Annotated in this window: 24 protein-coding genes; 16 read left to right on the top strand and 8 right to left on the bottom strand. The window is 59.4% G+C overall.

The features are described from left to right. The first annotated feature begins 81 nt into the window (after positions 1–81). From BM347_RS08260 to BM347_RS08270, 3 genes are read left to right on the top strand one after another with little or no spacing between them, the layout of a single operon-like run. Entirely contained in the window at positions 82–1,425 is a 1,344-nt protein-coding gene (locus BM347_RS08260) for an NAD(P)/FAD-dependent oxidoreductase (RefSeq protein WP_175498540.1), read from the top strand. A 19-nt stretch (positions 1,426–1,444) separates the two neighbouring features. Beyond that, positions 1,445–2,614 carry a M20 aminoacylase family protein gene (locus BM347_RS08265; RefSeq protein WP_093915934.1) on the top strand — a complete coding sequence of 390 codons (1,170 nt, stop codon included), beginning with the start codon at positions 1,445–1,447 and terminating at the stop codon, positions 2,612–2,614. Positions 2,615–2,659: 45 nt separating this feature from the next. Then, positions 2,660–3,823: a M20 aminoacylase family protein gene (locus BM347_RS08270; RefSeq protein WP_093915935.1), complete on the top strand. Its 1,164-nt coding sequence runs from the start codon at positions 2,660–2,662 to the stop codon at positions 3,821–3,823. 32 nt (positions 3,824–3,855) lie between these two features. Here BM347_RS08270 and BM347_RS08275 read toward each other — a convergent pair whose 3' ends face one another. From BM347_RS08275 to moaA, 3 genes are read right to left on the bottom strand one after another with little or no spacing between them, the layout of a single operon-like run. Further along, the gene (locus BM347_RS08275) at positions 3,856–4,917 is read right to left on the bottom strand and encodes a glycosyltransferase family 4 protein (RefSeq protein ID WP_093915936.1); all 1,062 of its coding nucleotides are present in this window, start codon (positions 4,915–4,917) and stop codon (positions 3,856–3,858) included. Beyond that, the gene (locus tag BM347_RS08280; RefSeq protein WP_093915937.1) at positions 4,914–6,200 is read right to left on the bottom strand and encodes a 3-deoxy-D-manno-octulosonic acid transferase; all 1,287 of its coding nucleotides are present in this window, start codon (positions 6,198–6,200) and stop codon (positions 4,914–4,916) included. The genes BM347_RS08275 and BM347_RS08280 overlap by 4 nt, the downstream gene beginning before the upstream one ends. Positions 6,201–6,207: 7 nt before the next feature. Beyond that, complete coding sequence (gene moaA, locus BM347_RS08285; RefSeq protein WP_093915938.1) at positions 6,208–7,215, bottom strand: GTP 3',8-cyclase MoaA; 1,008 nt, start codon at positions 7,213–7,215, stop codon at positions 6,208–6,210. Between the two features lie 86 nt (positions 7,216–7,301). Here moaA and BM347_RS08290 point away from each other — a divergent pair, with 86 nt between their 5' ends. Next, entirely contained in the window at positions 7,302–7,811 is a 510-nt protein-coding gene (locus BM347_RS08290) for a hypothetical protein (protein ID WP_175498532.1), read from the top strand. Positions 7,812–7,899: 88 nt separating this feature from the next. Here BM347_RS08290 and BM347_RS08295 read toward each other — a convergent pair whose 3' ends face one another. The 4 genes from BM347_RS08295 to glmU are packed head-to-tail and all read right to left on the bottom strand — an operon-like array spanning position 7,900 to position 12,338. Further along, entirely contained in the window at positions 7,900–8,613 is a 714-nt protein-coding gene (locus tag BM347_RS08295; RefSeq protein WP_093915939.1) for a DNA alkylation repair protein, read from the bottom strand. Continuing rightward, positions 8,606–9,163 (bottom strand): pyridoxamine 5'-phosphate oxidase family protein, encoded by a 558-nt coding sequence (locus BM347_RS08300; RefSeq protein ID WP_093915940.1) that lies wholly within the window; start codon positions 9,161–9,163, stop codon positions 8,606–8,608. The genes BM347_RS08295 and BM347_RS08300 overlap by 8 nt, the downstream gene beginning before the upstream one ends. Next, a complete protein-coding gene (gene glmS, locus BM347_RS08305) occupies positions 9,163–10,983 on the bottom strand; it encodes a glutamine--fructose-6-phosphate transaminase (isomerizing) (RefSeq protein ID WP_093915941.1) in 1,821 nt (606 codons plus the stop codon). The genes BM347_RS08300 and glmS overlap by 1 nt, the downstream gene beginning before the upstream one ends. A 2-nt stretch (positions 10,984–10,985) precedes the next feature. Continuing rightward, entirely contained in the window at positions 10,986–12,338 is a 1,353-nt protein-coding gene (glmU, locus tag BM347_RS08310; RefSeq protein ID WP_093915942.1) for a bifunctional UDP-N-acetylglucosamine diphosphorylase/glucosamine-1-phosphate N-acetyltransferase GlmU, read from the bottom strand. Between the two features lie 117 nt (positions 12,339–12,455). Here glmU and BM347_RS08315 point away from each other — a divergent pair, with 117 nt between their 5' ends. Together BM347_RS08315 and BM347_RS08320 are read left to right on the top strand one after the other, a co-directional pair. Then, on the top strand, positions 12,456–13,127 hold the full coding sequence (locus tag BM347_RS08315) for an HAD-IA family hydrolase (RefSeq protein ID WP_093915943.1): 672 nt from the start codon (positions 12,456–12,458) through the stop codon (positions 13,125–13,127). A 4-nt stretch (positions 13,128–13,131) separates the two neighbouring features. After that, positions 13,132–14,322: a DegT/DnrJ/EryC1/StrS family aminotransferase gene (locus tag BM347_RS08320; RefSeq protein WP_093915944.1), complete on the top strand. Its 1,191-nt coding sequence runs from the start codon at positions 13,132–13,134 to the stop codon at positions 14,320–14,322. A 55-nt stretch (positions 14,323–14,377) separates the two neighbouring features. Here the strand turns inward: BM347_RS08320 and BM347_RS08325 are convergent, their stop codons facing one another. Then, complete coding sequence (locus tag BM347_RS08325) at positions 14,378–14,848, bottom strand: pyridoxamine 5'-phosphate oxidase family protein (protein WP_093915945.1); 471 nt, start codon at positions 14,846–14,848, stop codon at positions 14,378–14,380. A gap of 140 nt (positions 14,849–14,988) precedes the next feature. Between BM347_RS08325 and BM347_RS08330 the strand changes: the two genes are divergently transcribed. The 10 genes from BM347_RS08330 (at position 14,989) to BM347_RS08375 (ending at position 25,605) form a co-directional block, all read left to right on the top strand. Further along, positions 14,989–16,152, top strand: a complete 1,164-nt coding sequence (locus tag BM347_RS08330; protein WP_093915946.1) for an isovaleryl-CoA dehydrogenase — start codon at positions 14,989–14,991, stop codon at positions 16,150–16,152. Beyond that, positions 16,149–16,637, top strand: a complete 489-nt coding sequence (locus BM347_RS08335; protein WP_093915947.1) for a lysozyme inhibitor LprI family protein — start codon at positions 16,149–16,151, stop codon at positions 16,635–16,637. The genes BM347_RS08330 and BM347_RS08335 overlap by 4 nt, the downstream gene beginning before the upstream one ends. 3 nt (positions 16,638–16,640) lie before the next feature. Further along, positions 16,641–18,164 carry an AMP-binding protein gene (locus BM347_RS08340; RefSeq protein ID WP_093915948.1) on the top strand — a complete coding sequence of 508 codons (1,524 nt, stop codon included), beginning with the start codon at positions 16,641–16,643 and terminating at the stop codon, positions 18,162–18,164. Positions 18,165–18,198: 34 nt separating this feature from the next. After that, positions 18,199–19,803, top strand: coding sequence for a carboxyl transferase domain-containing protein (locus BM347_RS08345; RefSeq protein ID WP_093915949.1), 1,605 nt, complete (start codon positions 18,199–18,201; stop codon positions 19,801–19,803). Positions 19,804–19,813: 10 nt separating this feature from the next. Continuing rightward, positions 19,814–20,230, top strand: coding sequence for an ASCH domain-containing protein (locus BM347_RS08350; protein WP_093915950.1), 417 nt, complete (start codon positions 19,814–19,816; stop codon positions 20,228–20,230). A gap of 124 nt (positions 20,231–20,354) precedes the next feature. Continuing rightward, the gene (locus BM347_RS08355; RefSeq protein WP_093915951.1) at positions 20,355–22,304 is read left to right on the top strand and encodes an acetyl/propionyl/methylcrotonyl-CoA carboxylase subunit alpha; all 1,950 of its coding nucleotides are present in this window, start codon (positions 20,355–20,357) and stop codon (positions 22,302–22,304) included. Further along, positions 22,301–22,954, top strand: a complete 654-nt coding sequence (locus BM347_RS08360) for a glutathione S-transferase family protein (RefSeq protein ID WP_093915952.1) — start codon at positions 22,301–22,303, stop codon at positions 22,952–22,954. Before BM347_RS08355 ends, BM347_RS08360 begins: the two co-directional genes overlap by 4 nt. 53 nt (positions 22,955–23,007) lie before the next feature. Further along, entirely contained in the window at positions 23,008–23,865 is an 858-nt protein-coding gene (locus BM347_RS08365; RefSeq protein WP_093915953.1) for a hydroxymethylglutaryl-CoA lyase, read from the top strand. Next, a complete protein-coding gene (locus BM347_RS08370; RefSeq protein WP_093915954.1) occupies positions 23,865–24,650 on the top strand; it encodes a crotonase/enoyl-CoA hydratase family protein in 786 nt (261 codons plus the stop codon). The genes BM347_RS08365 and BM347_RS08370 overlap by 1 nt, the downstream gene beginning before the upstream one ends. 55 nt (positions 24,651–24,705) lie before the next feature. Beyond that, positions 24,706–25,605 carry an NAD-dependent epimerase/dehydratase family protein gene (locus BM347_RS08375; protein WP_093915955.1) on the top strand — a complete coding sequence of 300 codons (900 nt, stop codon included), beginning with the start codon at positions 24,706–24,708 and terminating at the stop codon, positions 25,603–25,605. Positions 25,606–25,693 lie beyond the last annotated feature (88 nt).

Raw genomic sequence — 25,693 nt, forward strand, 5'->3', positions numbered from 1 at the left:
TAAATCCCGGGGGAGGGGCCGCAGCGCGGCACCGGGGGCTGGCCCCCATCCCCGGCCCCTCACATATAGAACGCGCACGTGATGCACTTCCCCATCAACACCACGACCCCCATCACCTATCCCGGCCCGCACAGCAGTCAAGCCGACTTTGTCGTTATTGGCGGCGGCGTGATTGGGGTTTGCACGGCGCTGTTTCTGGCGCGAGGCGGCGGTAAGGTCATCCTGCTGGAGAAAGGCCGCATCGCAGGCGAGCAATCCAGCCGCAACTGGGGCTGGATCAGGCAACAGGGCCGTGACCCGGACGAGATGCCGATTATGGCCGAGGCACAGCACCTCTGGCGCGAACTAGCAGGGCAAACCAACATCGACATCGGCTTGCGTCAGGGTGGGATCACCTATTTCGCGGATAAGCCCAGCCATGTCGCCGATTACGAGGAATGGTTGTCCCATGCGCGGGCAAATGGGGTGGACAGCAAAATCCTGTCCTCTGCTCAGGTCAAGACCATGTTCCCCGGCATGGCGAAGCCCGCGTTGGCGGCCTTGGTCACGCCGTCGGATATGCGCGCGGAACCTTGGGTCGCGGTGCCTGCCTTGGCCGCCATTGCGGCGCGTGACGGGGTCGAGATTGTTGAAAACTGCGCCGTGCGCGCGCTGGATATCGCTGGCGGTCGTGTTGCTGGGGCGATCACTGAAACCGGTCGGATCAGCGCCCCGCAGGTGGTGTTGGCTGGGGGCGCGTGGTCCTCGATGTTCTTGCGCAATCACGGCGTCAGCATCCCGCAGCTTTCGGTGCGTGAAAACGTGGCGGCCACTGAACCCTTGCCCGAAATTTATGCAGGTGCCGCCGCCACACGAAAAGTTGCGTTCAGACGGCGCGAGGATGGGGGTTATACGCTGGCCCCACCCGGCGCGCCGGATCTGTTCATTGGCCCTGACGCCTTTCGCAGTTTACCCCATTACCTGACCCAGCTTCGCGCTAATCCGTTTGGTCAAGTGTTGTACCCTTACGGACCCAAAGGTTTCCCAGACGCATGGGGCACCAAGCGGCGGTGGCGCGGCGATGAAACCACCCCGTTTGAGGCGATGCGCATCCTGAATCCGACCCCGAATATGCGCAAAATCAACCGCCTTTTGCGTAATTTTTCAGCACTCTTTCCGGATCTGCCGCCGGTCCGGCTCAAGGCGGCTTGGGCAGGGATGATTGATACGATGCCCGATATCGTGCCAGTCGTGGATCATGTGCCCAGTTTGCCGGGGTTGACCGTTGGCACGGGCATGTCAGGCCATGGGTTTGGCATCGGTCCGGGCATGGGGCGCGTCTTGGCGGCGCTGGCCATGGGGCGCGATGTGGGGCATGATCTGACACGGTTCCGCCTGTCGCGCTTTAGCGACGGCAGCCCAATGGTTTTGGGCCCAAACGTTTGATTTTATTACCGGAGTGACCATGCCGATCAAGAACCGCTTTGCCGAAACCCATGCTGATATCACCGCATGGCGTCGCCACCTGCATACGATCCCGGAATTGCAGTTCGATCTGCCCAAGACCGCGGCTTTCGTGGCTAACAAGCTGCGCAGCTTTGGCATCACCGACATCACCACGGGCATCGCGCAAACCGGTATCGTCGCGGTGATCGAAGGGAAAACGAACACGTCCGGCCGTACCATCGGGCTGCGCGCGGATATGGATGCCTTGCCGATTTCCGAGGCAACAGGGCTTGAGTATGCATCGACACATCCCGGAAAAATGCATGCCTGCGGCCATGACGGTCATACTGCTATCTTGTTGGGGGCGGCGCAGTATCTGGCGGAAACCCGCAACTTTGATGGCCGCGCCGTTCTGATCTTTCAACCCGCCGAAGAGGGCGGCGGTGGCGGCAATGTCATGGTCGAGGAAGGCCTGATGGAGCGTTGGTCGATTGATGAGGTTTACGGCTTACACAATATGCCGGATCATCCGGTGGGCGAATTCGCGATCCGCTCCGGCCCTTTGCTGGCTGCCGCTGATGAATTCGACATCACCATCACAGGGCAGGGCGGTCACGCCGCCGCCCCGCACGAGGCGATTGATACCAATCTTGCCGCCGCCCATGTGGTGGTCGCCTTGCAATCCATCGCCAGCCGCAATGTTGATCCGCTGAAACAGGTCGTCGTGTCGGTTTGCACCCTGCGCTCTGACACCGACAGCCACAATGTCTTGCCGCAAACCGTGCGCTTGCGCGGCACGGTGCGCACGCTGAATGCGGGGATTCGCGATCTTGCGCAGGAACGGCTCGAGGCGATTGTGACCCACACTGCCGCAGCCTATCAATGCAGCGTCGATATCACCTATGAACGCGGCTATCCCGTGACCGTTAATGCCGAAGATAACACCCATTTCGCCGCGGAAGCTGCCGAAAAGGTGACCCCCGGCGTGGACCGCGACACCCCGCCGATCATGGCCGGCGAGGATTTTTCCTATATGCTGAACCAGCGGCCGGGGGCCTATATCATGCTGGGCAATGGCGATGGTCCGACGGTCCATCACCCGATGTATAATTTCAACGATGATGCCATTCCCGCCGGTTGCAGCTGGTTTGCCGAAATGGTTGAAACGCGACTACCCAGCGTGGGCTGAACCGCCCCTGCATCACAGATAAAAACCTCCCAAAAAGGAACTACAATGCCTGTTAAAAACCGCTTTGCGGAACTTCACGATGATATCACTGTATGGCGTCGTGATTTGCACGAACATCCTGAGATTTTGTTCGAAACCCACCGCACATCCGCCACCGTCGCTGAAAAACTGCGCGCCTTTGGCTGTGACGAGGTCGTCGATGGCATTGGCCGCACAGGCGTGGTTGGCGTGATCAAGGGCAATGCGACCAAGTCGGGCAAGGTGATCGGTTTGCGCGCCGATATGGATGCGCTGCCCATTCATGAACAAACCGGTGTTGAATATGCGTCAAAAACACCGAACGCGATGCATGCCTGTGGCCATGACGGTCACACTGCAATGTTGCTGGGGGCAGCGCAATATTTGGCCGAAACCCGCAATTTCGACGGCACCGTCGTGGTGATTTTCCAGCCCGCCGAAGAAGGTGGCGGCGGTGGGCGCGAGATGTGCAAAGACGGAATGATGGACCGTTGGGGGATCCAAGAAGTCTATGGCATGCACAATTGGCCGGGCATGCCAGCGGGCAGTTTCGCCATTCGCCCCGGCCCGTTTTTTGCCGCAACCGATCTGCTTGAGATCGAAGTCGAAGGTCTGGGCGGTCACGCCGCCAAACCGCACGAAACCATTGATACCATGGTGGTCACCGCGCAAATGATCACCGCGCTGCAAACCATCGTCAGCCGTAATGCTGATCCAATTGGCAATATCGTTGTGTCCATCACCTCGATTGAATCGTCATCCAGGGCGTTCAACGTGATCCCACAGCGGGTGAACCTGCTGGGCACGGTGCGGACCTTGTCCAATGATCTACGCGATCTGGCAGAAAAACGCGTGACGGAGATTTGCGAAGGGATCGCTGCGACCTTCGGGGCGACGGCCAAGGTGAACTATATCCGCAACTATCCGGTGATGGTAAACCACGAGGAACAAACCGAATTCGCGGCCGATGTGGCGCGCGGTATTTCCGGTCAATGTGACGAGGCCCCTCTGGTGATGGGCGGCGAAGATTTCGCCTTTATGCTCGAAGAACGTCCCGGTGCGTATATTCTGGTGGGCAATGGCGACACGGCCATGGTGCACCATCCGATGTATAACTTTAACGATGACGTTATTCCGGTCGGGTGCAGCTGGTGGGCAGGTATTGCTGAACAGCGCATGCCAATGGGCTAAGCATTGCGTGCATGGGGCGGGTAATCCCCGCCCTATGCGGCCAGCAAGCTGCGGTAGATTTTGACCAATGCGGCGGCTTCGCGCGCGATAGAGAAATCCGATATCACGTAGGCGCGCCCTGCATCAGCCCAAGCGGCCAGACGGTGCCGGTCGGACAGGGCATTGCGGGTCGCGGCCTCTAGCGCGGAAATATCGTCGGGGTCTACCAGCAGGCCCGTCGTACCTTGCACTACAAGTTTGTCAAACGCGCCCACACGGGTGGCAACGACTGGCACACCGCAGGCCATCGCCTCGATCGGTGTGAGGCCAAAGCCTTCCCAGCGTTGTGGTGCGACGTACAGATCCAGCACGCGGTAGAAATCTGCCATGTCGCCCACGGGCACCTCTGGCAGAAACAGCATGCGGTCAGACAGCCCTTCGGCACGGGCACGATCTTTCAAGCCCTTCTCGAAGGCTTCGAATTTTTCGGTCGCGCGGCCCATCACAAGGGCCACGACATCAGGATTGTCCCGCAGGATCGGCAGCATGGCTTCGACAAAGGCATCGGTGCCCTTTTGCGCGCGGATACGGCCATAACAGCCCACCAGCGTCGCGTTCACCGGCAGCTTCAGTTCGGCGCGCAGCGCTGCACGGTCGGCTGAGGGGGCGAAGCCTTCGGTGTCGATCCCGTGCATGATCACATGGCCAGGTTTTTCTAGATAGGCGTTCGTGCGGTCCGAGGTCGCAACCACGGCGTCCATCCGCCGGATCAACCAGCGTGTCAGCCCGCTTTGCTCGCGTTGGCTGGCCGAGGTGAACATCAGCTTCAACCGCTTGCCTAGCAGATAGCGCAGCGCCAGCCCGCCGAGCATCTCGACATTGCGCCGCGCGTGCCAGACCCGCCAGCCAGAGGCCGAGGGCCCCCGTCGTGACATGGTAATCAGCGACGATAGCGGTACCTGCGGTACGTCATCGGGGACGACAGGGCCGGTGGCCGTAATCGCAATGTCACGCGATTGCACGGGCACAAGCCGCATCACGGTCGCAGTAACGCCGCTGAGCCGTCGTTTGAAGTTCGGGGCGATCACGTCGGTGTGTGCAAGGGGGTGTGTCATGGGGTATCCAACTTGAGAGTGGTGATCAGACGGCTGGCGATGATATCGAGCTGGTCGTCTTGCGCGGCGACAAAGCGTTCGGCGGCGTCGGTCATGTCAGTCAAATCTTGCGGGGTCGACAGCAGCTTGGAAAGCGTCTCGGCCAGATCATCGCCGTCTTCAACAAATTGCGCCGCGCCCTCGGCCTCTAGCTGGGCGTAGGTTTCGGCAAAGGCGGTGACATGGGGGCCAGACAGCACTGCGGCACCCGTTTGGGCCACCTCGAACGGGTTGTGCCCGCCAATCGGCAATAGTGAGCCGCCCAAAAATACAATATCCGACATCGCATACCATAGGCCCAATTCACCCAAGGTATCGGCGAGATAAACCTGCCCGCCGGGGGCGTCACCGCGGCTGCGCCGGTTGCAGGTCAGACCCGCCGCCGTCACCAACCCTTCGACGGCATCGCCGCGCTCCGGGTGGCGTGGGGCTAGGATCAGGCAGAGATCGGGGATCTTCTTGAGTAACGCATGATGCGCCTGCAAAACGGTGTTTTCTTCGCCCTCGTGGGTCGAGGAAGCAACCCAGACCAGCCTGTGCCCCAGTGCCACACGGGCGTCAAACAGCGCGTCTTCATCCACGGGCAGGGGGCCTGCCATTGATTTTAGGTTGATGCCCCGCGCAACCCGATCTGATGGGGCGTGCATGCTAACCATCTTATGGGCCATCGCGTCATTTTGGGTCAGGATTAGGTCGAATACACTAAAGAGATAGCGCGCCATCTTCGGATGCTTGCGCCATGTCTCGACCGATTTGTCCGATAGGCGGGCGTTGACCAGCGCCATCTTCGCGCCCGTGCCATGGGTCCGGCGCAGCATTTGCGGCCATAGTTCGCTTTCAACAAAGATCGCGGCATCTGGCTGCCAGTGACGCAAGAACCGTTTCAGCGGGCCGGGCGCATCAAGGGGGGCAAACTGGTGCACGGTACGCGGCGGCATACGTTGGGCCACCAGCGCGGCTGAAGTGGCTGTACCAGATGTGATCAGAAATTGCGCGCGGGGCAAGATCATTCCCATGCGTGTGATCAGCGCCAGCACGGACAGGCTTTCTCCGACGGAGGCGGCGTGCAGCCATATCAGCGGGCCTGATCCTTGACGGTCCTGTGTGGCATGGCCCAGCTTTTCATGGGCGCGGCGCACCGGCACCCCTTGTTCGCGCAGCTTGGCGGTTTGTGACCGCGCGAAGAACGGGACCAACCCCACGCTGGCGATGACCCAGGCACGATAGAGAAAAGGCACGGACATGTTCCTGTCAGCCGCCGGTGTGGCTCATGTGGCGCGGCATTTGCCCGTCCAGCTTTTGGCGGGAATAGTCGAAATCATGGCCCTTGGGCTTTAGATTGATCGCCGCGCGAATGGCGTCTTTGAGCGGCGCATCTTCATCTGGGTTGTTGCGTAGGGGCGCGCGCAGGTCTGCCACGTCTTCTTGACCCAGACACATGTATATCTCTCCGGTGCAGGTAATCCGCACGCGGTTGCAGCTTTCGCAGAAATTATGGCTAAGCGGGGTGATGAAGCCGATTTTCTGGCCGGTTTCCTCAAGTCGCACGTAGCGGGCGGGGCCACCGGTGTTTTCCAGCAAATCAGTCACCGTATAGCTGTCTTCATAGGCGCGACGCACGTCTTTGAGGGACCAATATTGTCCCAGACGGTCCTCGTTGCCCAAATCACCCATGGGCATGACTTCGATCCAAGTCAGGTCAATGCCGCGATCCGCACACCATGCGGTCATGCTGGGCAGTTCGGATTCGTTAAAGCCTTTGAGCGCCACGGCGTTAATCTTTACCCGTAAACCTGCCGCCTGCGCCGCATCAATGCCACGCAATACTTGGGGAAGCCGACCCCAACGCGTGATGTCGGCGAATTTCTGATCATCTAGCGTATCCAGCGAGACATTCACGCGGCGCACGCCAGCGGCATAAAGATCGCTGGCAAAGCGTTCCAGCTGGCTGCCATTGGTGGTCAGGGTCAATTCCTTGAGCGTGCCCGCATCCAGATGGCGGGTCATGCTGTCAAAGAAGGTCATGATACCCTTGCGCACCAAAGGCTCCCCGCCGGTGATGCGCAGTTTTTGAACGCCAAGATCAATGAAATTGGTGCACAGGCGGTCCAATTCCTCAAGCGTAAGAAGTTCCTTTTTAGGCAGGAAATTCATATTCTCTGACATGCAATAGACGCAGCGGAAATCACAGCGGTCCGTGACAGAGACACGCAGGTAGGTGATCGCGCGGGCAAATGGGTCAATCAAGGGTGCGTTCATACCTCATAGGTAAACATCGGCTCATCGCGGGGCAAGGGACAATAAGGTGATTGAAGCAACACCTGTGGGCGGCTATCCAGCGCCTTATGAAACACTGTGTTATTCTTTGTATGATTTGCCTTGGGCTGTCTGCCTGTGGCGCTGTGACAGAACGGCTGGACCTTGAGGGATCTGGGACCGAGAAAACGGCAGCTGTCCGGGATATCGCGGACATGGATAAAGCGACCTATGACCCCGTAACATCTGCGCCACGGCCACCCGCCGCGGCCCGCACGGTTGAGGCGCTGGACACCACCACCGCCGAACAGCGCGCGGCAGCGGTGACTCCTGCGGCGGCGGGGGCGCGTGCTTTGGGCACAACGGTTGTATCCTTGGGCAGTGCTACTGAACCGGGGCTTTGGATTAAAACACCCTTGGTTAAGGCCGAAATGCAAGGTCGCGTCACAAACCCCGCCACGGGAAGATCATCTACCGTGATGCTGATCCCGATTCATGGGCCTGTCACAGCAGGAAGCCGCATGTCCCTTGCCGCGTTGCGTTTGATTGGGGCGTCATTGACCGATTTGACCCGCGTCGAGATATCGACGCTGAAGTAAGTAAGACCAGGTACCGTCTTTTATTGCAACGAACGGGGGGCCAGCCCCCCGAGACCCCCCGGGATATTTATGAGCCAGAGAAGACGGGCTAAGCCTCGGGCTGGGTTTCTGTCGTTTCTGACACGGGCGGCAGGTGGCGCGAGGCCTCCTTGATCGCGTAGGGTTTCATGTGGTGGCTGTTTTCATCAATGAAGAGTTGCGCGCGGGCGGGATCATGGCGGCTGAGGTCGCGGACCCACCAGGCGATGGCCTTTTGCATGATACCGTTTTTGACCGGTAGGTAACCTGCGGCCCAGCCCAAGATGCGGTCACGTGCTGCCAGTTCTTCGGGCTTTGGATTGTTCTGTTTGGTCCAGGGCAAGGTCGCCACAAGGGCGGCGCGCTTGGTCCAAAGGTGATCTGAGGTTGTCCAGTTTTCGACGGTGTCGAGACGGGATGGATCGGCGATCAGACGTTTTTGGATGGCCATGCAGACGTGATCGGCGATGGCCCAGCTGTCAAAATCGGGCACCCAGCTTTGCAGCATTTGCCAAGCGGCCTCATCATCGGGGCGCAGGCGTGCTTGGGTCAACAGTTTGGCGGCGGCGACGCGGGCCTCGAATATATCGGTTTGCCAAAGTGCATCGGCAAGGGTGATGCGGACGGTCAAATCCAGTTCAGCCCGCCATGTTTTTGTCAGGTCGTTTATGTCCGGATTGGTCACGCCCAGATAGGGGCGGTCGATTTTGTGATAGGCGTGCATCTGTTCGACGCGTGCCGGATCGGCAAGCGCGCTGAGTTGCGCGAGATAGGGCTCATGCATCGGGTTTGTCCTGAATGATATATGTTGGCAATCCGTCAATCGTGGTGTGATTGCGTTCGCCCCAATAGGTTTCAATCGCGCTTGCGCCTTTGTCATCGGCCCATTTCTTGAGCACGTCGCGGTCGCCAGCGTGGTCGTAAAACGGCACGGCATAGCCGCAGCTGGTCTGGAGCATATCAACGTTCATGTCATAGATTTGTCGGGTGCCGAGCGCCGCCGGAAACAGATCTTGCAACGATGCGAAATCAGCGTCGCGGGGGTGCAGCGCCCGCGCGGTGCCATAGGCGCGCATGATCATCGGGCGCTTTTCAAACCCGCACCACATCAGTGTCATACGGTTGACGCGGGCCAGATGCCCGGCGGTTTCATTGCCCGACCCCGTCATATTGCACCAAATGATGCGGTTTGGTTCCAGCACACGCAGGCTGTCCATCCCTTTGGGAGAGATGTTAACGCGTCCATCTTCTGCTGCGGTTCCGCAAAAGAACAGGTGCTGCGCTTGGATAAAGTCGCGCTGGTCATCGCTGATGTGATCAAATTGCTTTGCCATTATTCGACTGTCACGGATTTGGCCAAGTTGCGCGGCTGGTCGACATCCGTGCCCTTGGCGATGGCCGTGTGATAGGCCAGCAGCTGCGCAGGGATGGCATAAAGGATCGGTGTCAAAGCATCGGCGACGGGGGGCATTTCGATCTGCGCCCATGTGCCCTCGGCCGCTTCCTCGAGGCCCGCGCGGTCGGAGATCAGGATGACCTTGCCCTTGCGTGCCATGACCTCTTGCATGTTGCTGACGGTTTTATCGAACAGTCTATCACGGGGGGCCATAACGACCACCGGCACGTTTTCATCAATAAGCGCGATAGGGCCGTGCTTGAGCTCGCCTGATGCATAAGCTTCGGCATGTATATAGCTGATTTCTTTTAGTTTTAACGCGCCTTCAAGTGCGAGCGGGAACATCGCGCCACGCCCCAGAAACAGCACGTCACGGGCCGGGGAAAGCTTTTGCGCGGCGTCGCGGATGGCTGCATTTTGTTCAAGCGCAATGTTGATCAGTGATGGCATAGAGCGCAGCGCTGATATGTGATCGGCCAGTTGATCTTGGGTGATGGTGCCGCGGTCTAATGCAGCTTTGAGTGTCATCAGGAAGAGCACGGTCAGCTGGCAGGTAAAAGCCTTGGTTGATGCGACGCCGATCTCGACGCCCGCGTGGATCGGCAAGGCTAGATCGCTTTCGCGCGCAATGGTGGATTCGATGACATTGACGACCGATGCAATTTTGTCCGCCTTGCCCTCACAATAGCGCAATGCGGCGAGGGTATCGGCGGTTTCACCGGATTGGCTGACGAACATCGCCAACGTGCGGCCTGGAATGGGCGGTTCACGGTAGCGGAACTCAGAGGCGAAATCGACTTCGACCGGCAGACGCGCGATCTGTTCGAACCAGTATTTCGCAGTGAGACAGGCGTAGTATGCCGTGCCGCAGGCGACCATGGTGATGCGGTCAAACTTGGTAAAGTCGAGGCCGGGGTCGGGCAGGGAAATCGTATTGTCCGCCGCCACATAGTGGCTCACGGCTTCGCCGATGACGCCGGGTTGCTCTGAGATTTCCTTGGCCATGAAATGTTTATGTCCGGCCTTGTCCGCGCGCGCGTTGTCCAGACTGATGGTCTTGATGGCGCGGTTCGCGCGCGATCCATTGGCATCGATAATATCGACCGAACTGCGTGTCAGAACCACGCGGTCGCCTTCTTCGAGATAGGTGATACGGTTGGTCATTGGAGACAGGGCAATCGCGTCGCTGCCAAGAAACACTTCATTGTCGCCGTGGCCCACGGCCAATGGAGCACCCTTGCGCGCGCCGATCATCAGGTCTTCTTCACCGTCGAAAAGGAAGGCCAAGGCAAAGGCCCCTTCAAGGCGGCCTAGGGTCTTGGTGGCCGCATCAACAGGGCCAAGCCCCTGCGACATATGGTGCTGGGTCAGCAGGGCGACGGTTTCGGTATCGGTTTCAGTGACGAATGTCGCACCGAGTTCTGCCAATTCAGCGCGCAATTCACGGAAGTTTTCGATTATGCCGTTGTGAACGACAGCCACAGGGCCGGCCTGATGCGGGTGGGCGTTGGTGACGGAGGGCGCGCCATGGGTGGCCCAGCGGGTGTGACCGATGCCAGACTTGCCAGCCAGCGGTTCATGCACCAGTAAATCCGACAGGTTCACCAGCTTGCCCACCGCACGACGGCGATCAAGTTTGCCGTCATTAATCGTGGCGATACCGGCGCTGTCATAGCCGCGATATTCTAGACGTTTTAGCGCTTCAACAAGGATGGGTGCAGCTTCATGCTGGCCAAGGACCCCTACAATACCACACATAATTAGCTGCCTCTTTGCTGTTTTGCCTTCTTGGCCTTTAACATTTCGAACAATTTGCGCGCCATGCCCGGTTTTTCAACCTGCGGCGCGCGCGATAGGGCCAATGCGTCGGCGTCGACGTCGGATGTAATCACCGAACCCGATCCGGTCATCGCCCCGTCGCCAATATGCACAGGGGCTACCAGCATGGTGTTCGACCCGATAAAGGCGTTGGCACCGATATGGGTGTGATGCTTCATCACGCCATCATAATTGCAGGTGATTGTTCCCGCGCCGATGTTCGTTTTCTTGCCGACCGTTGCATCGCCAATATAGCTCAGGTGGTTGACCTTTGCCCCTTCGTCGATCTGGGCATTCTTGACCTCAACGAAATTACCGATGCGCACATCTTCGGCCAGCTCGGTGCCGTGGCGCAGGCGGGCGTAGGGGCCGATGATGCCGCCGCGCGAGATATGGCAGCCTTCAAGATGGCTGAAGGCGCGGATCGTGGCACCGTTTTCGATGGTCACACCGGGGCCGAATACGACATTGGGTTCAATCACCGTGTCGCCGCCAATATAGGTGTCGCGGGCGAAATAGACGGTTTCTGGGGCCATCAAGGTAACCCCTTCTTCCAGCATGGCTGCACGGGTGCGGGCCTGAAATGCGGCATCTGCGGCGGCGAGATCGGCGCGCGAATTCACACCCATTGTCTCGGCCTTGGGGCAGGTCACTGCGGTGGCTTTCAGCCCGCGCGCGCGGGCGATGCCGACGATGTCGGTCAAGTAGTACTCTTCGGAAGCGTTCTCATTTCCAACGGCATCAATGAGGTCAAACAACAGCTCTGAATTGCAGGCAACAACCCCGCTATTGCAAAGGGTTATGCCGCGCTCTTCATCTGTGGCATCTTTGAATTCGACAATCCGGTCGAGGCTGTCCCCTTGCATCACCAGACGGCCATAGCGTGCTGGGTCAGCAGCCTCGAACCCCAAAACAACCACGTCATTTTGGCGCAATGCATCGCACATCGCCTCGAGCGTTTCGGATCTAACGAATGGTGTGTCGCCGTAAAGAACAATCGCCGTGCCGTCAAAACCTGCCAGCGCCTCGCGGGCCTGTCCAACGGCGTGGGCGGTGCCGAGCTGCTCTTCTTGGACAACGACCTGTGCGTCTTCGTCGAAGGCTTGGGCGGCGGCGCGCACTTGATCAGCCCCGTGGCCTGCAACAACGACTGTGCGCGCGGGCGATAGGGCCGCACCGGACGCCATCGCATGTTCCAGCAGTGGCGCGTGGGCAAGGGGATGCAGGACCTTTGGCAGATCTGATTGCATCCGCGTGCCTTTACCTGCGGCCAAAAGGATAAGTGCGATGTCCATATAAAACTCTATAATAAATTGACTGGCGCTCTCTTTACCTTGTTGGCGTTTGTGCGCAAGGCTAGCGCCGATCAAAGAAGATTTCGGCCTGCAACATGACTAAGCAAAGGAGCGCCGATGAAAACGGTTGTATTCGATCTGGACGGCACATTGGCAGACACGAGCGGTGATCTGATCGCCGCCGCCAACGCATGTTTTCGCGACATGGGGGCGGGTGATTTGCTGGATGCCCGGAAGGATGCTGGCACTGCGCTGAAAGGCGGGCGTGCGATGCTGCGGCTTGGATTGGACCGGCTTGACCACGCAGACGGTGCCGCAATGATAGAGCGGTATTATCCATTTCTCTTAAAGGCTTATGGTGAAAGCATCGACACGCATACTGTGCTGTACCCCGGCGCGATGGACGCGGTCGAGGCGTTGAAGATCGCAGGCTACCGTGTGGCGATCTGCACCAACAAACCCGAAGGGCTGGCGCATACATTGCTGACCCGTCTGGGGGTGCGCGATGCGTTCGGGGCAATGTTGGGGGCAGATAGCCTTGCGGTGCGTAAGCCCGACCCAGAACATTTGTTCGAGACTGCGCGCCGCGCAGGGGGTGATCCTGCGCAATGTTGCTTGGTTGGTGATACCGTTACAGACCGTGATACTGCCGTAGCGGCAGGCGTGCCCTGCATTCTGGTGACGTTCGGCCCGTCGGGTGAGGATATGGCCGCCCTCAATCCCGAAGCATTGCTGCACGATTACACGCATCTGCCCGCCTTGGTGCCCAGCCTGATCGGAGAAATCTGACCGCATGGAGATATTCAAAGGCAGTTTTACCCAGCAAGAACCCATTCCAGAAGACGCAATTGAAGCTGCAATTGCGGTCATGCGCCATGGCCGGTTGCACCGTTATAACACCGCTTCGGATGAAATCGCCGAAACGGCCCTGCTAGAGCAGGAATTCGCGGCGCTGGTGGGGTCGAAATACTGCGTGGCTGTCGCCTCGGGTGGGTATGCCATGGCGACGGCATTGCGCGCGGTGGGGGTGAATCCGGGTGACCGGGTGCTGTCAAACGCCTTTACACTGGCACCTGTGCCGGGGGCCATTGCCGCTGTCGGGGCTGAACCGGTGTTTGTGGATGTGACCGACGGGCTGGTGATTGATCTGGATGATCTGGCGGGCAAGCTGGACCAAGCGGATGTTTTGCTGTTGAGCCATATGCGCGGGCACATCTGCGATATGGATGCGCTGATGGCGCTGTGTGATGCGGCGGGTGTGACGGTGATCGAAGACTGCGCCCATACGATGGGGGCGGCGTGGAACGGTGTGCCGTCCGGGCGTCACGGCACGGTGGGCTGTTATTCCTGCCAGACCTATAAGCATGTCAATTCGGGCGAGGGCGGTTTGCTGGTCACCGATGATGCCGATGTTGCCGCGCGCGCGATCATGCTGTCGGGGTCGTATATGCTATTTGAAAAGCATCTGGCAGCGCCTCCGGCAGAGGCATTTGCAGAGATTAAATACGAGACGCCCAACATTTCGGGCCGCATGGATAATCTGCGCGCCGCGTTGCTGCGGCCACAGTTGCGCGACCTGAACACGCAGGTGGCCCGTTGGAATGAGCGTTATTTTGCGGTCGAGGCCGGATTGCGCAACACGCTCGGATTGACCGTGATTGAACGGGCGGCTCAGGAAAGCATTGTTGGATCATCGATCCAGTTTCTGTTGCAGTGTTGGCAAGCCGAGAGCGTTCAAGAGGTATTGGCCCGTTGCTTGGCCCGCGGGGTCGAGTTGAAATGGTTCGGCGCGGCAGAGCCGTTAGGGTTTACCAGCCGCTATGACAGCTGGCGATACGTGCCGATTGCATCACTGCCCAAAAGCGATGCCGTGTTGGCCGGGCTGATCGACATGCGTGTTCCGCTGACTTTCAGCATCGAGGATTGCACGTTGATCGCACGTATCATCCGTGAAGAGGTCAGCGCCGTATTCCAGCAGGCGTAAAACGAAAAAAGGACGCTCTAAAGCGCCCTGATTTCATTGTGTTTGCTGTGACCGCTTAGAAACGGATCGTGCCATGCTGGCCCATATCAGGCTTTTCGTCGGTAATCTGCGCTTTGGCGATCTCGTACAGGAACGTCAGGCTGCCACCGGTGGCCCAAACTTCGGCTTGCGACAGGTCAAAGCGTACCAGCTGCACGTCATCGTCTTGACGCCCATCCTCGAACCAAGCGCCTGCAACGACGGACCACAGCTCGTCCAGCTTGGCGGGGTCGGTCACCGCTTGAACCTTGCCGTCGATGCGTGCGTATAGATGTTCGTCATTGCTGATCACAACATATTCAGCTTGCGCACCCGTCTGTGCGGATTTCGCCAGATCGGTGCCGTTAGCCGTGATGAACCACAGAACGTTTGCGTCCTTGTCGACATAATGGGTCATGGGAACAGCGCGTGCGTCACCGGCGGCCAGCATGCCCGTACGGATATCTTCGATGCGGTCCCAGAATTCTTCCTTCAATGTATCAGCCATTATAAATATCCCTTAATTTGCGTTCCATGCCCAACGAAGAAAGCGGCTTTTGGGTTCCCAATTGCTTGAGATTTGCTTGACCAAACTCTTCAAGGGTGTAAGGTAATGAACAACTGTTCAATAAACTCTGGGAGGGGTCCATGTTCAACGCCAGCATGAAATTTGATTTGGGCGAAGATGTGAATGATCTGCGCGATATGGTGCACCGCTGGGCGCAAGAGCGGGTCAAACCCATGGCCGCCAGCATTGACCAAACAAACGAGTTCCCGCCCGAGCTTTGGGAAGAAATGGGCAGCCTTGGCTTGCTAGGTATGACCGTGAGTGAGGAATTCGGCGGCACCGGCATGGGCTATGTCGCGCATACCGTCGCGGTCGAGGAAATCGCGCGGGCCTCGGCCTCGGTCTCTCTGTCCTACGGGGCGCATTCCAACCTTTGCGTCAACCAGATCAGCCTGAATGGCACGCCCGAGCAAAAGGCGAAATTTCTACCCGGTCTGTGTACCGGTGCTCATGTGGGCGCGCTGGCCATGTCGGAGCCATCTGCGGGCAGCGATGTCGTATCGATGAAGTTGCGCGCCGAAAAGCGTAACGATCACTACCGTCTGTCGGGCAATAAATACTGGATCACCAATGGGCCTGATGCCGATACGCTGGTGGTCTATGCCAAGACCGACCCGGATGCGGGGTCCAAGGGGATCACGGCATTCCTGATCGAGAAATCGATGAAGGGTTTCACCACCAGCCCGCATTTCGACAAGCTGGGGATGCGCGGCTCAAACACCGCCGAGCTGATCTTTGACGATGTCGAGGTTCCGTTCGAGAATGTCTTGGGCGAAGAGGGGCGGGGCGTTCGGGTTCTGATGTCGGGGCTGGATTATGAACGTGTGGTTCTGGCGGGCATCGGTCTGGGCATCATGGCGGCGTGCTTGGATGAGATTATGCCTTACATGGTCGAACGTAAGCAGTTTGGTCAGCCCATCGGAAACTTCCAGCTGATGCAGGGCAAGATGGCGGATATGTATACCGCGATGAACTCCGCCCGCGCCTATGTGTACGAGGTCGCCAAGGCCTGTGATCGTGGCGATGTGACCCGCGCGGACGCAGCGGCCTGCTGTCTTTATGCCAGCGAAGAGGCGATGAAACAGGCGCACCAAGCGGTGCAAGCCATGGGCGGTGCCGGCTATCTGTCTGACAACCCCGTGGGCCGTATCTTCCGCGATGCCAAGCTGATGGAAATCGGCGCAGGCACCTCTGAAATTCGCCGCATGTTGGTGGGTCGCGAGATGATGGGATCGATGGGATGATCTGGCTGGCTGCCGTCTTGGCGCTGGTGGCATCACCTGTTGTTGCGCAGGAAATGCAGTATTCTGACAGCGCGACGCAATCTTGTCTGGAAGCGGCCGAAAGCTATGGCGCAAAGATTGATTGCGCCGGTGCGTCGGCAGGGCAGTGCATGGAAGACACCCCCGGCGGCTATAGCACCGTTGGAATGGGCGGCTGTCTGGATCGCGAACTGGCGTATTGGGATGGCCTGCTGAACAGCCATTACAAGGCGGCGATGACGCGGGCCAAAAACCTTGATGCCGACCGCCCCGCATCGATGAAAGATGTACCGGGTGCGGCGGTTGCGTTGCGCGACATGCAGCGGGCGTGGATACCTTTCCGTGACAAGGCCTGCGGATACGAGGCGTCGCTTTGGGCGGGCGGCACGGGGCAGGGACCGGCGACGCTTGGCTGTCTTTTGCAGCAAACCGCCAAACAGGCGCTTATTCTTGAGCCTTGGGGCTAGAGGGTGGCTGGCTCTTTACCCGGTTTGGATGCGGATGGCGCGTGGGACATTCCTGCGCGGCTGAATATGGCGGCCCAATGTCTGGCACATGATGCGGGGCAAGCCGCGATCATCGATTTGACAGGTGGCGCGCGCCGCGATGTAACCTATGGCGAATTGTCTGAAATGGCCGATGGTTTGGCGCGGTTTCTGATGCCGCGCGTGCAGCCAGGCGGGCGCGTCGGCGTCTTGCTAAGCCAAAGCCCGTGGTGCGCGGCGGCACATCTGGCGATCTGGAAAATCGGCGCGATTTCAGTGCCTTTGTTCAAGCTCTTCAAGTATGATGCGCTAAAGTCGCGCGTACTGGATGCGGGTATTAATCTTGTCCTCACCGATCCCGAAGGGCGTGATCTGTTGGGCGATCTGGCCGAGGCCTGGATGGCTGATAGCGTGGGTATTGCGGGTGATCCCATTCCCTATGCCGATACCGAAGCGGATGATCCGGCGGTGCTGATCTATACGTCTGGCACAACGGGCAGCCCCAAGGGCGCGGTGCATGGGCATCGCGTGCTGACGGGTCATTTACCCGGCGTGTCGCTAAGCCATGATCTTTTGGGCGCACCGGATGATTGCCTATGGACTCCTGCGGATTGGGCGTGGATCGGCGGGCTGTTTGATGTGCTGATGCCGGGGCTGGCCTTGGGCGTGCCGGTCGTGGCCGCGCGGATGGCTAAGTTCTCGGCCTATGACTGCGCGCGCATTGTCGCCGACGGCGGCGTGCGCAACGTGTTCTTTCCACCCACAGCGCTGCGTATGCTGAAAGCAGAGGGCGTGACCCTGCCCGGTTTGCGGTCAGTCGCATCGGGGGGCGAACCGCTTGGCGCGGAAATGCTGGCGTGGGGGCAGGGCGCGTTCGGCCTCGCGATTAACGAATTTTACGGCCAGACCGAATGCAACATGGTGGCGTCCAGTTGCGGCAGCCTGTTCCCCGCGCGCCCCGGATGTATCGGCAAGCCCGTACCGGGCCATGATGTGGCCGTGATTGATGAGACTGGCATGCCGACGTCGGACGAAGGTGACGTCGCGATCCGGCGTGGATCAGCGGCGATGATGCTGGGCTATTGGCATCGCCCGGGCGCCACAGCCGAGAAATTTCGCGGCGATTGGATGGTCACCGGCGATCGTGGCATCTGGGAGGGCGAGTATCTGCGTTTTGTCGGCCGCGAGGATGATGTCATTACCTCGAGCGGATACCGCGTTGGCCCTGCCGAGATCGAGGATTGCCTGCTGACCCATCCGGGGGTTGCGACCTGCGGCGTGGTGGGCAAACCCGATGCCCTGCGCACCGAAATCGTCAAAGCCTATGTCGTGCGTAAATGCGGCAGTGACGTGAGCGCCGAAACCTTGCAAACATGGTGCAAAACCCGTTTGGCCCGTTATTCTTATCCGCGGGAGATCACCTTTTTGGAGGCGCTGCCCATGACCGTGACCGGCAAGGTGATCCGCAAAGACCTCAAAGCGCTTGCCATAGGCGAGCTGACCGCATGACCGCCGCCCCCTTTAGCCACCCAAGGAGACCGACATGAAGTTGACCTCGCAGGCGCTGCCCTCATCCACAGGCTTCAAAGCCAACGAAGCTGCCCATCTTGAAGCGTTGCAAACCGTGCGTGACGCATCGGACGCCGCCGCATTCGGGGGCGGCGAGAAATCCCGCGCCCGCCATGAAAGCCGGGGCAAGATGCTGCCGCGCGAACGGGTGGCGAATTTGCTCGACCCCGGATCGCCTTTCCTTGAGGTCGGCGGGTTGGCGGCACACGGGTTGTACGGTGGGGCGGCACCATGCGCGGGTGTGATCGCGGGCGTGGGTCAGGTCCATGGCATCGATTGTATGATCGTGTGCAATGACGCGACGGTTAAGGGCGGCACGTACTTCCCGATGAGCGTCAAAAAACACCTGCGCGCCCAAGAGATCGCCGAGGAAAACCATCTGCCCTGTATCTATCTGGTGGATAGTGGCGGCGCGAACTTGCCCAACCAGGACGAGGTGTTCCCCGATCGTGATCACTTTGGCCGGATTTTCTATAACCAAGCGCGGATGAGCGGTAAGGGCATTCCCCAGATTGCGGTCGTCATGGGCTCGTGCACGGCGGGCGGTGCCTATGTGCCTGCCATGTCCGACGTGTCGATTATCGTCAAAGAACAGGGCACAATCTTTTTGGCCGGCCCGCCGCTGGTCAAGGCCGCGACAGGCGAAGTCGTGACAGCCGAAGACCTTGGCGGCGGTGACGTGCACACGCGGCTCTCCGGTGTGGCCGATTATCTGGCCGAGGATGACGCCCATGCGCTGGCCCTTGCCCGCCGTGCCGTCGCGGGGCTGAACCGTGCTAAACCTGCGACAGTGCAATGGCAGCCAAGCGAAGAACCGGACTATGACCCGGCTGAAATGCTTGGCGTGGTGCCTGCCGATCTGCGCACGCCCTATGACATTCGGGAGGTGATCATGCGGCTGGTCGATGGCAGCCGGTTTGACGAATTCAAAGCGCGCTATGGCGAAACGCTGGTCTGCGGGTTCGCCCATGTCAAAGGCTGCCCCGTGGGGATCATCGCCAACAACGGGGTGCTGTTTTCGGAATCCGCCCAGAAAGGCGCGCATTTCGTCGAACTGTGTTCGCAGCGCAAAATCCCGCTAGTGTTCTTGCAAAATATCACCGGTTTCATGGTGGGCCGCAAATACGAGAACGAAGGCATTGCGCGCCACGGGGCCAAGATGGTGACCGCTGTGGCATCGACCAACGTGCCGAAAATCACCATGCTTGTGGGCGGGTCATTCGGCGCGGGTAACTATGGCATGGCGGGGCGGGCCTATTCCCCGCGCTTTATGTGGACATGGCCGAATTCGCGGATTTCCGTCATGGGCGGCGCGCAGGCGGCAGGGGTTCTGGCGACCGTCAAACGTGACGCGATTGAACGCGCAGGCGACAGCTGGAGCGCTGAGGACGAGGCCAAATTCAAGCAACCTACCATTGATATGTTCGAGGAACAGTCGCATCCGCTTTATGCTTCTGCCCGGTTATGGGACGATGGTGTGATCGACCCGCGCAAAAGCCGCGATGTGTTGTCGCTGTCGCTTTCGGCCAGTCTGAATGCACCGATTGAGGATACACGCTTTGGCGTGTTCCGGATGTAAGGGGATCGCTATGACCAAGACATTGCAAGAGATCGTCGATGCCAACCCGGACGCGGAAACATTCCGTTTTGGCGACAACCCGAAACTCTGCGCGGATATCATCGCGCTGGTGCGCGCGGGCAAGAAAACCGCCACCTGCGAGGCTGCGTCAGCCTACGGCGCGGGCGGCGATGCCTACCCCGAGGTCGGCCGCCGCGATATCGCGCTGAACTGGGACGGCACGCCTGCCTTCATGATCGAAACGGTCGAGGTCTCCACCCGTCGTTTCAGCGAAATGGACGCCGAATTCGTGGCTGCACAGGGGGAGTTTCGCGATCTGAATGACTGGCGCGCAAGTTACGAGGCGTATTTCCACCGCACCTGCGGGTTCAAACCCGACATGAAGCTGATGTGCGAACGCTTTACCCTGATTGAGGATTACGCCTGATGGGGCATGATGCTTGGCTGTTGGGGGATTGGGTTCCTGACGGGGATGTAAATGGGGGCCAGCCCCCAAACCCCCCGGAGTTTACTTGGCAAAATGAAGATAGAACGGACCGAAGGAGAGGCGCATGTTTGACACGATCCTGATCGCAAACCGGGGCGAGATTGCCTGCCGGGTGATGGAAACGGCCCAAGCCATGGGCGTGCGTTGTGTCGCGGTATATTCTGATGCGGACCGCGCCGCGAAACATGTCGCGATGGCGGATTTGGCCGTGCATATCGGCGGGTCTGCCCCGGCGGAGAGTTATTTACGCGGTGATGTGATTATTCAGGCGGCGCTGGATACGGGCGCGCAAGCGATCCATCCCGGCTATGGGTTTCTGTCTGAGAACCCTGATTTCGTTGAAGCGGTCGAGGCAGCGGGTCTGGTCTTTATCGGGCCCTCCGCAAAGGCGATCCGTGCGATGGGGTTAAAAGACGCCGCTAAGGCGTTGATGGTAAAGGCGGGTGTGCCGGTTGTTCCTGGCTATCACGGTGCGGATCAGGACAACGCGTTACTGGCGGCCGAGGCGGGCAAGATCGGCTATCCGGTGCTGATCAAGGCCGTCGCGGGCGGCGGTGGCAAGGGTATGCGTCTGGTCGAAGCGGCGGTCGGATTTCAGGCGGCGCTGGACAGTGCGCGGTCCGAGGCGAAAACCGCCTTTGGCAATGCCGATGTGCTGGTCGAGAAATTCGTGACCAAGCCGCGCCATATCGAGGTGCAGGTGTTTGGGGACGGCAAAAATGCGGTTCATTTGTTTGAGCGCGATTGTTCGCTGCAACGGCGCCACCAAAAGGTGATAGAGGAAGCACCGGCCCCAGGCATGACAGCCGAAATGCGCGAGGCCATGGGGCAGGCAGCAGTGACGGCAGCCGAGGCGATCGGCTATGCCGGTGCGGGAACCATCGAGTTTATCGTGGACGGGTCTGATGGCCTGCGCCCCGACGGGTTTTTCTTTATGGAGATGAACACGCGGTTGCAGGTTGAGCACCCGGTGACAGAAGCGATTACCGGCGTTGATCTGGTCGAATGGCAATTGCGCGTGGCGGCGGGGGAAGATCTGCCGATGCGTCAGGATGAGTTGGGCATTCAGGGCCATGCCTTTGATGCGCGGCTATACGCGGAGGACGTGCCAAAAGGGTTCCTGCCTGCGACGGGCACGTTGACCCATCTGACATTCCAGCAAGGCTGCCGTGCCGATAGTGGTGTGCGGGCAGGCGATACGATTAGCCCGTTTTATGATCCGATGATTGCCAAGATCATTGTCCATGGGCCGACGCGGGATATCGCCTTGTCCAAATTGCGGGCGGCGTTAAAGCAATGCGAAGTTGGCGGAACCGTGACGAACCTTGCGTTTCTGGGGGCGCTGGCAGGCCATGATGGTTTTGGGGCGGGCGACGTGGATACTGGCCTGATCGGCCGCGAAATCGACACCCTGACCGTCGCACCTGACGTGCAGCCGCGCCACGCGGCGCTGGCGGGGATGGCTGCGTTGGGCCTGCTGGATCCTGCGGAGGATGCGGGGTTCACCTTGTGGCAACCGTTATTGCGTCAAGTGGGGCTGACTTGGGGTGGGGAGGATCACCTGCTGAAGGTACAGGTTATGTCGTCGCGCAAGCAGATTTGGCACGTGGACGGAACCGAGATCACGGCTCTGCGTGTCAGGGGCGGCTGGCAGGTCGGCGGGCAAACCGCTGCGGCAGTCGCGATACACGGTGGGCAGGTCACAGTGTTTGACGGCTATGGGCTGGTTTTTGAGGTGATCGACCCGCTCGCCCGTGCTGCTGGCGGCCATGGTGATGGCAATCTGGTCGAGGCACCAATGCCGGGGTTGGTGCGCAGCGTCGATGCCGTTGTCGGGCAAGCGGTTGCCAAGGGGGACCGTTTGGCGGTGCTTGAAGCGATGAAGATGGAACACAGCCTGCTGGCCGCGCGCGATGGTGTTGTGGCCGAGGTGCTGGCAGTTGCAGGGGATCAGGTTGAAGCGGGAGCGGCATTGGTCCGGCTGGAGGCCGCAGCCGAGGAAGGCGCGGCATGATCACGCTGCATCACGCGGAGCAAACCCGTTCGATGCGCACATTGTGGTTGCTGAATGAGTTGGAGGTGCCGTTCGAGGTGGTGGTGCACCCCTTCGACAAATCCTTGCGCGACCCTGCCTATCTGGCGATTTCCCCTGCCGGGCGTGTGCCATCGCTGGAAATCGACGGGGAAACCATGTTCGAGACAGGGGCCATTGGCGAATATTTGTGCGAGCGCTTCAGCCCTGAGGGGCTTGGCCGTATGCTTGGATCAGAGGACCGGATGGCGTGGCTGACTTGGATGCATTTCGCCGAGACCCTGTCGCAACATTGTGCTGCATTGACCCAGCAGCATATCGCTCTGCGCGACGACACCATGCGCAGCCCGATTGTAATGAAGCTGGAAGCCGCTAGGGTGGTGAAATGCTATGATGCGATTGAGGCGCGGCTGGAGGGTCGCGATCATTTGCTAAGCAGTGGCTTTACGGCGGCGGATATCGGGGTGGGGCAAGCGGTCTATATGGCGCAACATTTCGCCAGGCTGGACGCGCATCCACGGGTGGCGGAATGGTACGGGCGCATTTCAGCGCGCGCGGGATTCCAGAAATCACTGCCCCAAGGGGCACCTTTGTTTGCGCAGTCGTTCTTTGAACCGTGGCCAGTCGTTTGAGGCTCGTGGCGTTACTTTGAGTGTATTTGGCAAAATGAAGGGGAGGTACGGAGATGGACAAAGGCGTCTGTGAGATATTCGAGGTGGGGCCACGTGACGGGCTTCAGAACGAGGCACGCGAAATTCCGGTGGCCGAGAAGGTCGCACTGATCGATGTGCTAAGCCGGGCGGGGTTTTCACGGATTGAAGTCGCCAGCTTTGTCAGCCCCAAATGGGTGCCGCAGATGGCAGGATCGGGCGAGGTGTTGGCCGGGATCAAACGCGCCGAGGGTGTCCGCTATGCTGCGTTGACGCCGAACATGCGTGGGTACGAGGATGCGGTGGCGGCCAGGGCAGACGAGATCGCGATCTTTGCCTCGGCCAGTGAAGGGTTCAGCCAGAAGAATATCAATGCCAGCATCGACGAAGCGTTCGAGCGTTTTGCCCCCATTCTGGAAGAGGCGCGTCATGTGGACATGCCGGTTCGTGGATATGTGTCTTGCGTCATAGAATGCCCCTATGACGGGGCCATCGCGCCTGCGCAGGTTGCGGCTGTGGCCGACAGACTGTTTGCGATGGGCTGTTATGAGGTGTCTTTGGGCGATACCATCGGGGCGGGGACGCCTGACACGATTGCAAAGATGTTGCTGGCGGTGCGCGATGTGGTGCCGGTGGGGCGGCTTGCGGGGCATTTTCACGACACCAACGGCCGAGCGATTGATAACATCGATGCGTCGCTGTCTATGGGGGTGCGTGTGTTTGATGCGGCTGTGGGTGGTCTTGGCGGCTGCCCCTTTGCGCCCGGTGCTGCGGGGAATGTCGCGACCGAAGCGGTGAATGCCCATCTGACGGCATTGGGATATGAAACGGGGCTGGATCAAGAACTGATCGAGGAAGCTGCAACCATGGCACGGCAGATGAGGAACGGTTGATGTTCGAGACGATCAAGATTGAAACGGACCCGCGCGGTGTCGCCACGCTGACCTTGGCCCGCGAGGAAAAGCACAACGCCATGTCTGCGCAGATGATCGCGGAATTGACACAGGCGGCGGCGAAGCTGGGCGCGGATGATGCGGTGCGGGTTGTTGTCTTGACTGGCGCTGGCAAAAGCTTTTGCGCGGGCGGCGATCTGGGGTGGATGCAGGCGCAGCGCGAAATGGATGCCGCGACACGGTCGGCTGAGGCAGGCAAGCTGGCTGCGATGCTGGGCGCGCTGAACGCGCTGCCAAAGCCGTTGATCGGGCGGGTGCAGGGCAACGCCTTTGGCGGCGGGGTTGGCATGGCGGCGGTGTGCGATGTGGCGATTGGTGTGAATACCCTCAAGATGGGGTTTACCGAGACACGGCTGGGTATCATTCCCGCCACCATCGGGCCCTATGTACTTGCGCGTATGGGCGAAGGGCGCGCGCGTCGTGTGTTCATGTCGGCGCGTCTGTTTTCAGCGCAAGAGGCCGTGGATCTGGGGCTGTTGGCGCGGGTTGTAGCGGCAAGCGATTTGGATGCTGCGATTGAGGCCGAAGTCGTGCCTTATCTGTCTTGCGCCCCCGGCGCTGTGGCCGCCGCAAAGCAACTGGCCCGCGATTTGGGGCCGCGCATTGATGCGGATGTGGTCGGCCACACCATCGCAGCCTTAGCTGCTAGATGGGAGACCGAGGAAGCTGCCGAAGGTATCGGTGCCTTTTTCGACAAGCGCAAGCCAGCTTGGGTCAAGGGTTGATTTGACCTTGCGCTAAGTTACGGTGCCTGTGAGCGCGAGGGATTAGGGAAACATCATGCGGATTTTGTTTACGGGTGGCAGCGGCAAGGCAGGGCGTCATGTGGTGCCTTATCTGATCGGGCAGGGGCATCAGGTGTTGAACGTCGATCTTGAACCGCTAGATCATCCCGGCGTCGACAATCGCATCGCTGACATCACCGATGCAGGGCAGATTTTTGACGTGATGCAAAGCTATGCCAATCTGGGGGAGTTGGAGCAGGGCGAGGGCATCGCCGCCCTTGATGCTGTCGTTCATTTTGCAGCGATCCCGCGGATTTTGATCAAACCCGACAACGAGACATTTCGCGTCAACACAATGGGCACGTATAATGTCATTGATGCCGCTCTGAAGGCAGGGGTGCGCAAGGTGATCTTTGCATCCTCCGAGACGACCTATGGCATCTGTTTCGCGGATGGAGAGATGAAGCCGCAGTATATTCCCATAGATGAAGAGCACCCGACCGTTCCCCATGACAGCTATGCCATGTCCAAGGTTTGCAACGAGGCGACGGCGCGCAGTTTTCAGGCCCGGACGGGGGCCGATATCTATGGGCTTCGAATCAACAACGTCATCGAGCCTGATGAATATGCACGGATTTTTCCCAATTTTATCGACGACCCTGACCAGCGTCGCCGCAATATATTTGCCTATATTGATGCGCGTGATCTGGGTCAGATGGTGGCGCGCTGTCTGCAGGTCGATGGTTTGGGCTACGAGGTGTTTAACGTCGCCAATGACGACCATTCGGTGGACCGCACAACGGATGAGTTGATCGGGCACTATTATAGGGAGGTTCCGAAAACCCGCGAGATGGGCCAAAACGAGACGTTTTACACCAATAAAAAGGCCCGCGACATGCTGGGCTTTGTCCCCGAACACAGCTGGCGGGACTATGTTGATCCGGCTGCAGGATAACACGTCTGACGTTTGTCAATATCGCCTCGCGCACGTTATGACTGTGTTAATGAATGGATGCTTCAAATGTGGCGGGTTCTGTTGACCC

The organism is Sulfitobacter marinus (assembly GCF_900116285.1).
Taxonomy (GTDB): domain Bacteria; phylum Pseudomonadota; class Alphaproteobacteria; order Rhodobacterales; family Rhodobacteraceae; genus Sulfitobacter; species Sulfitobacter marinus.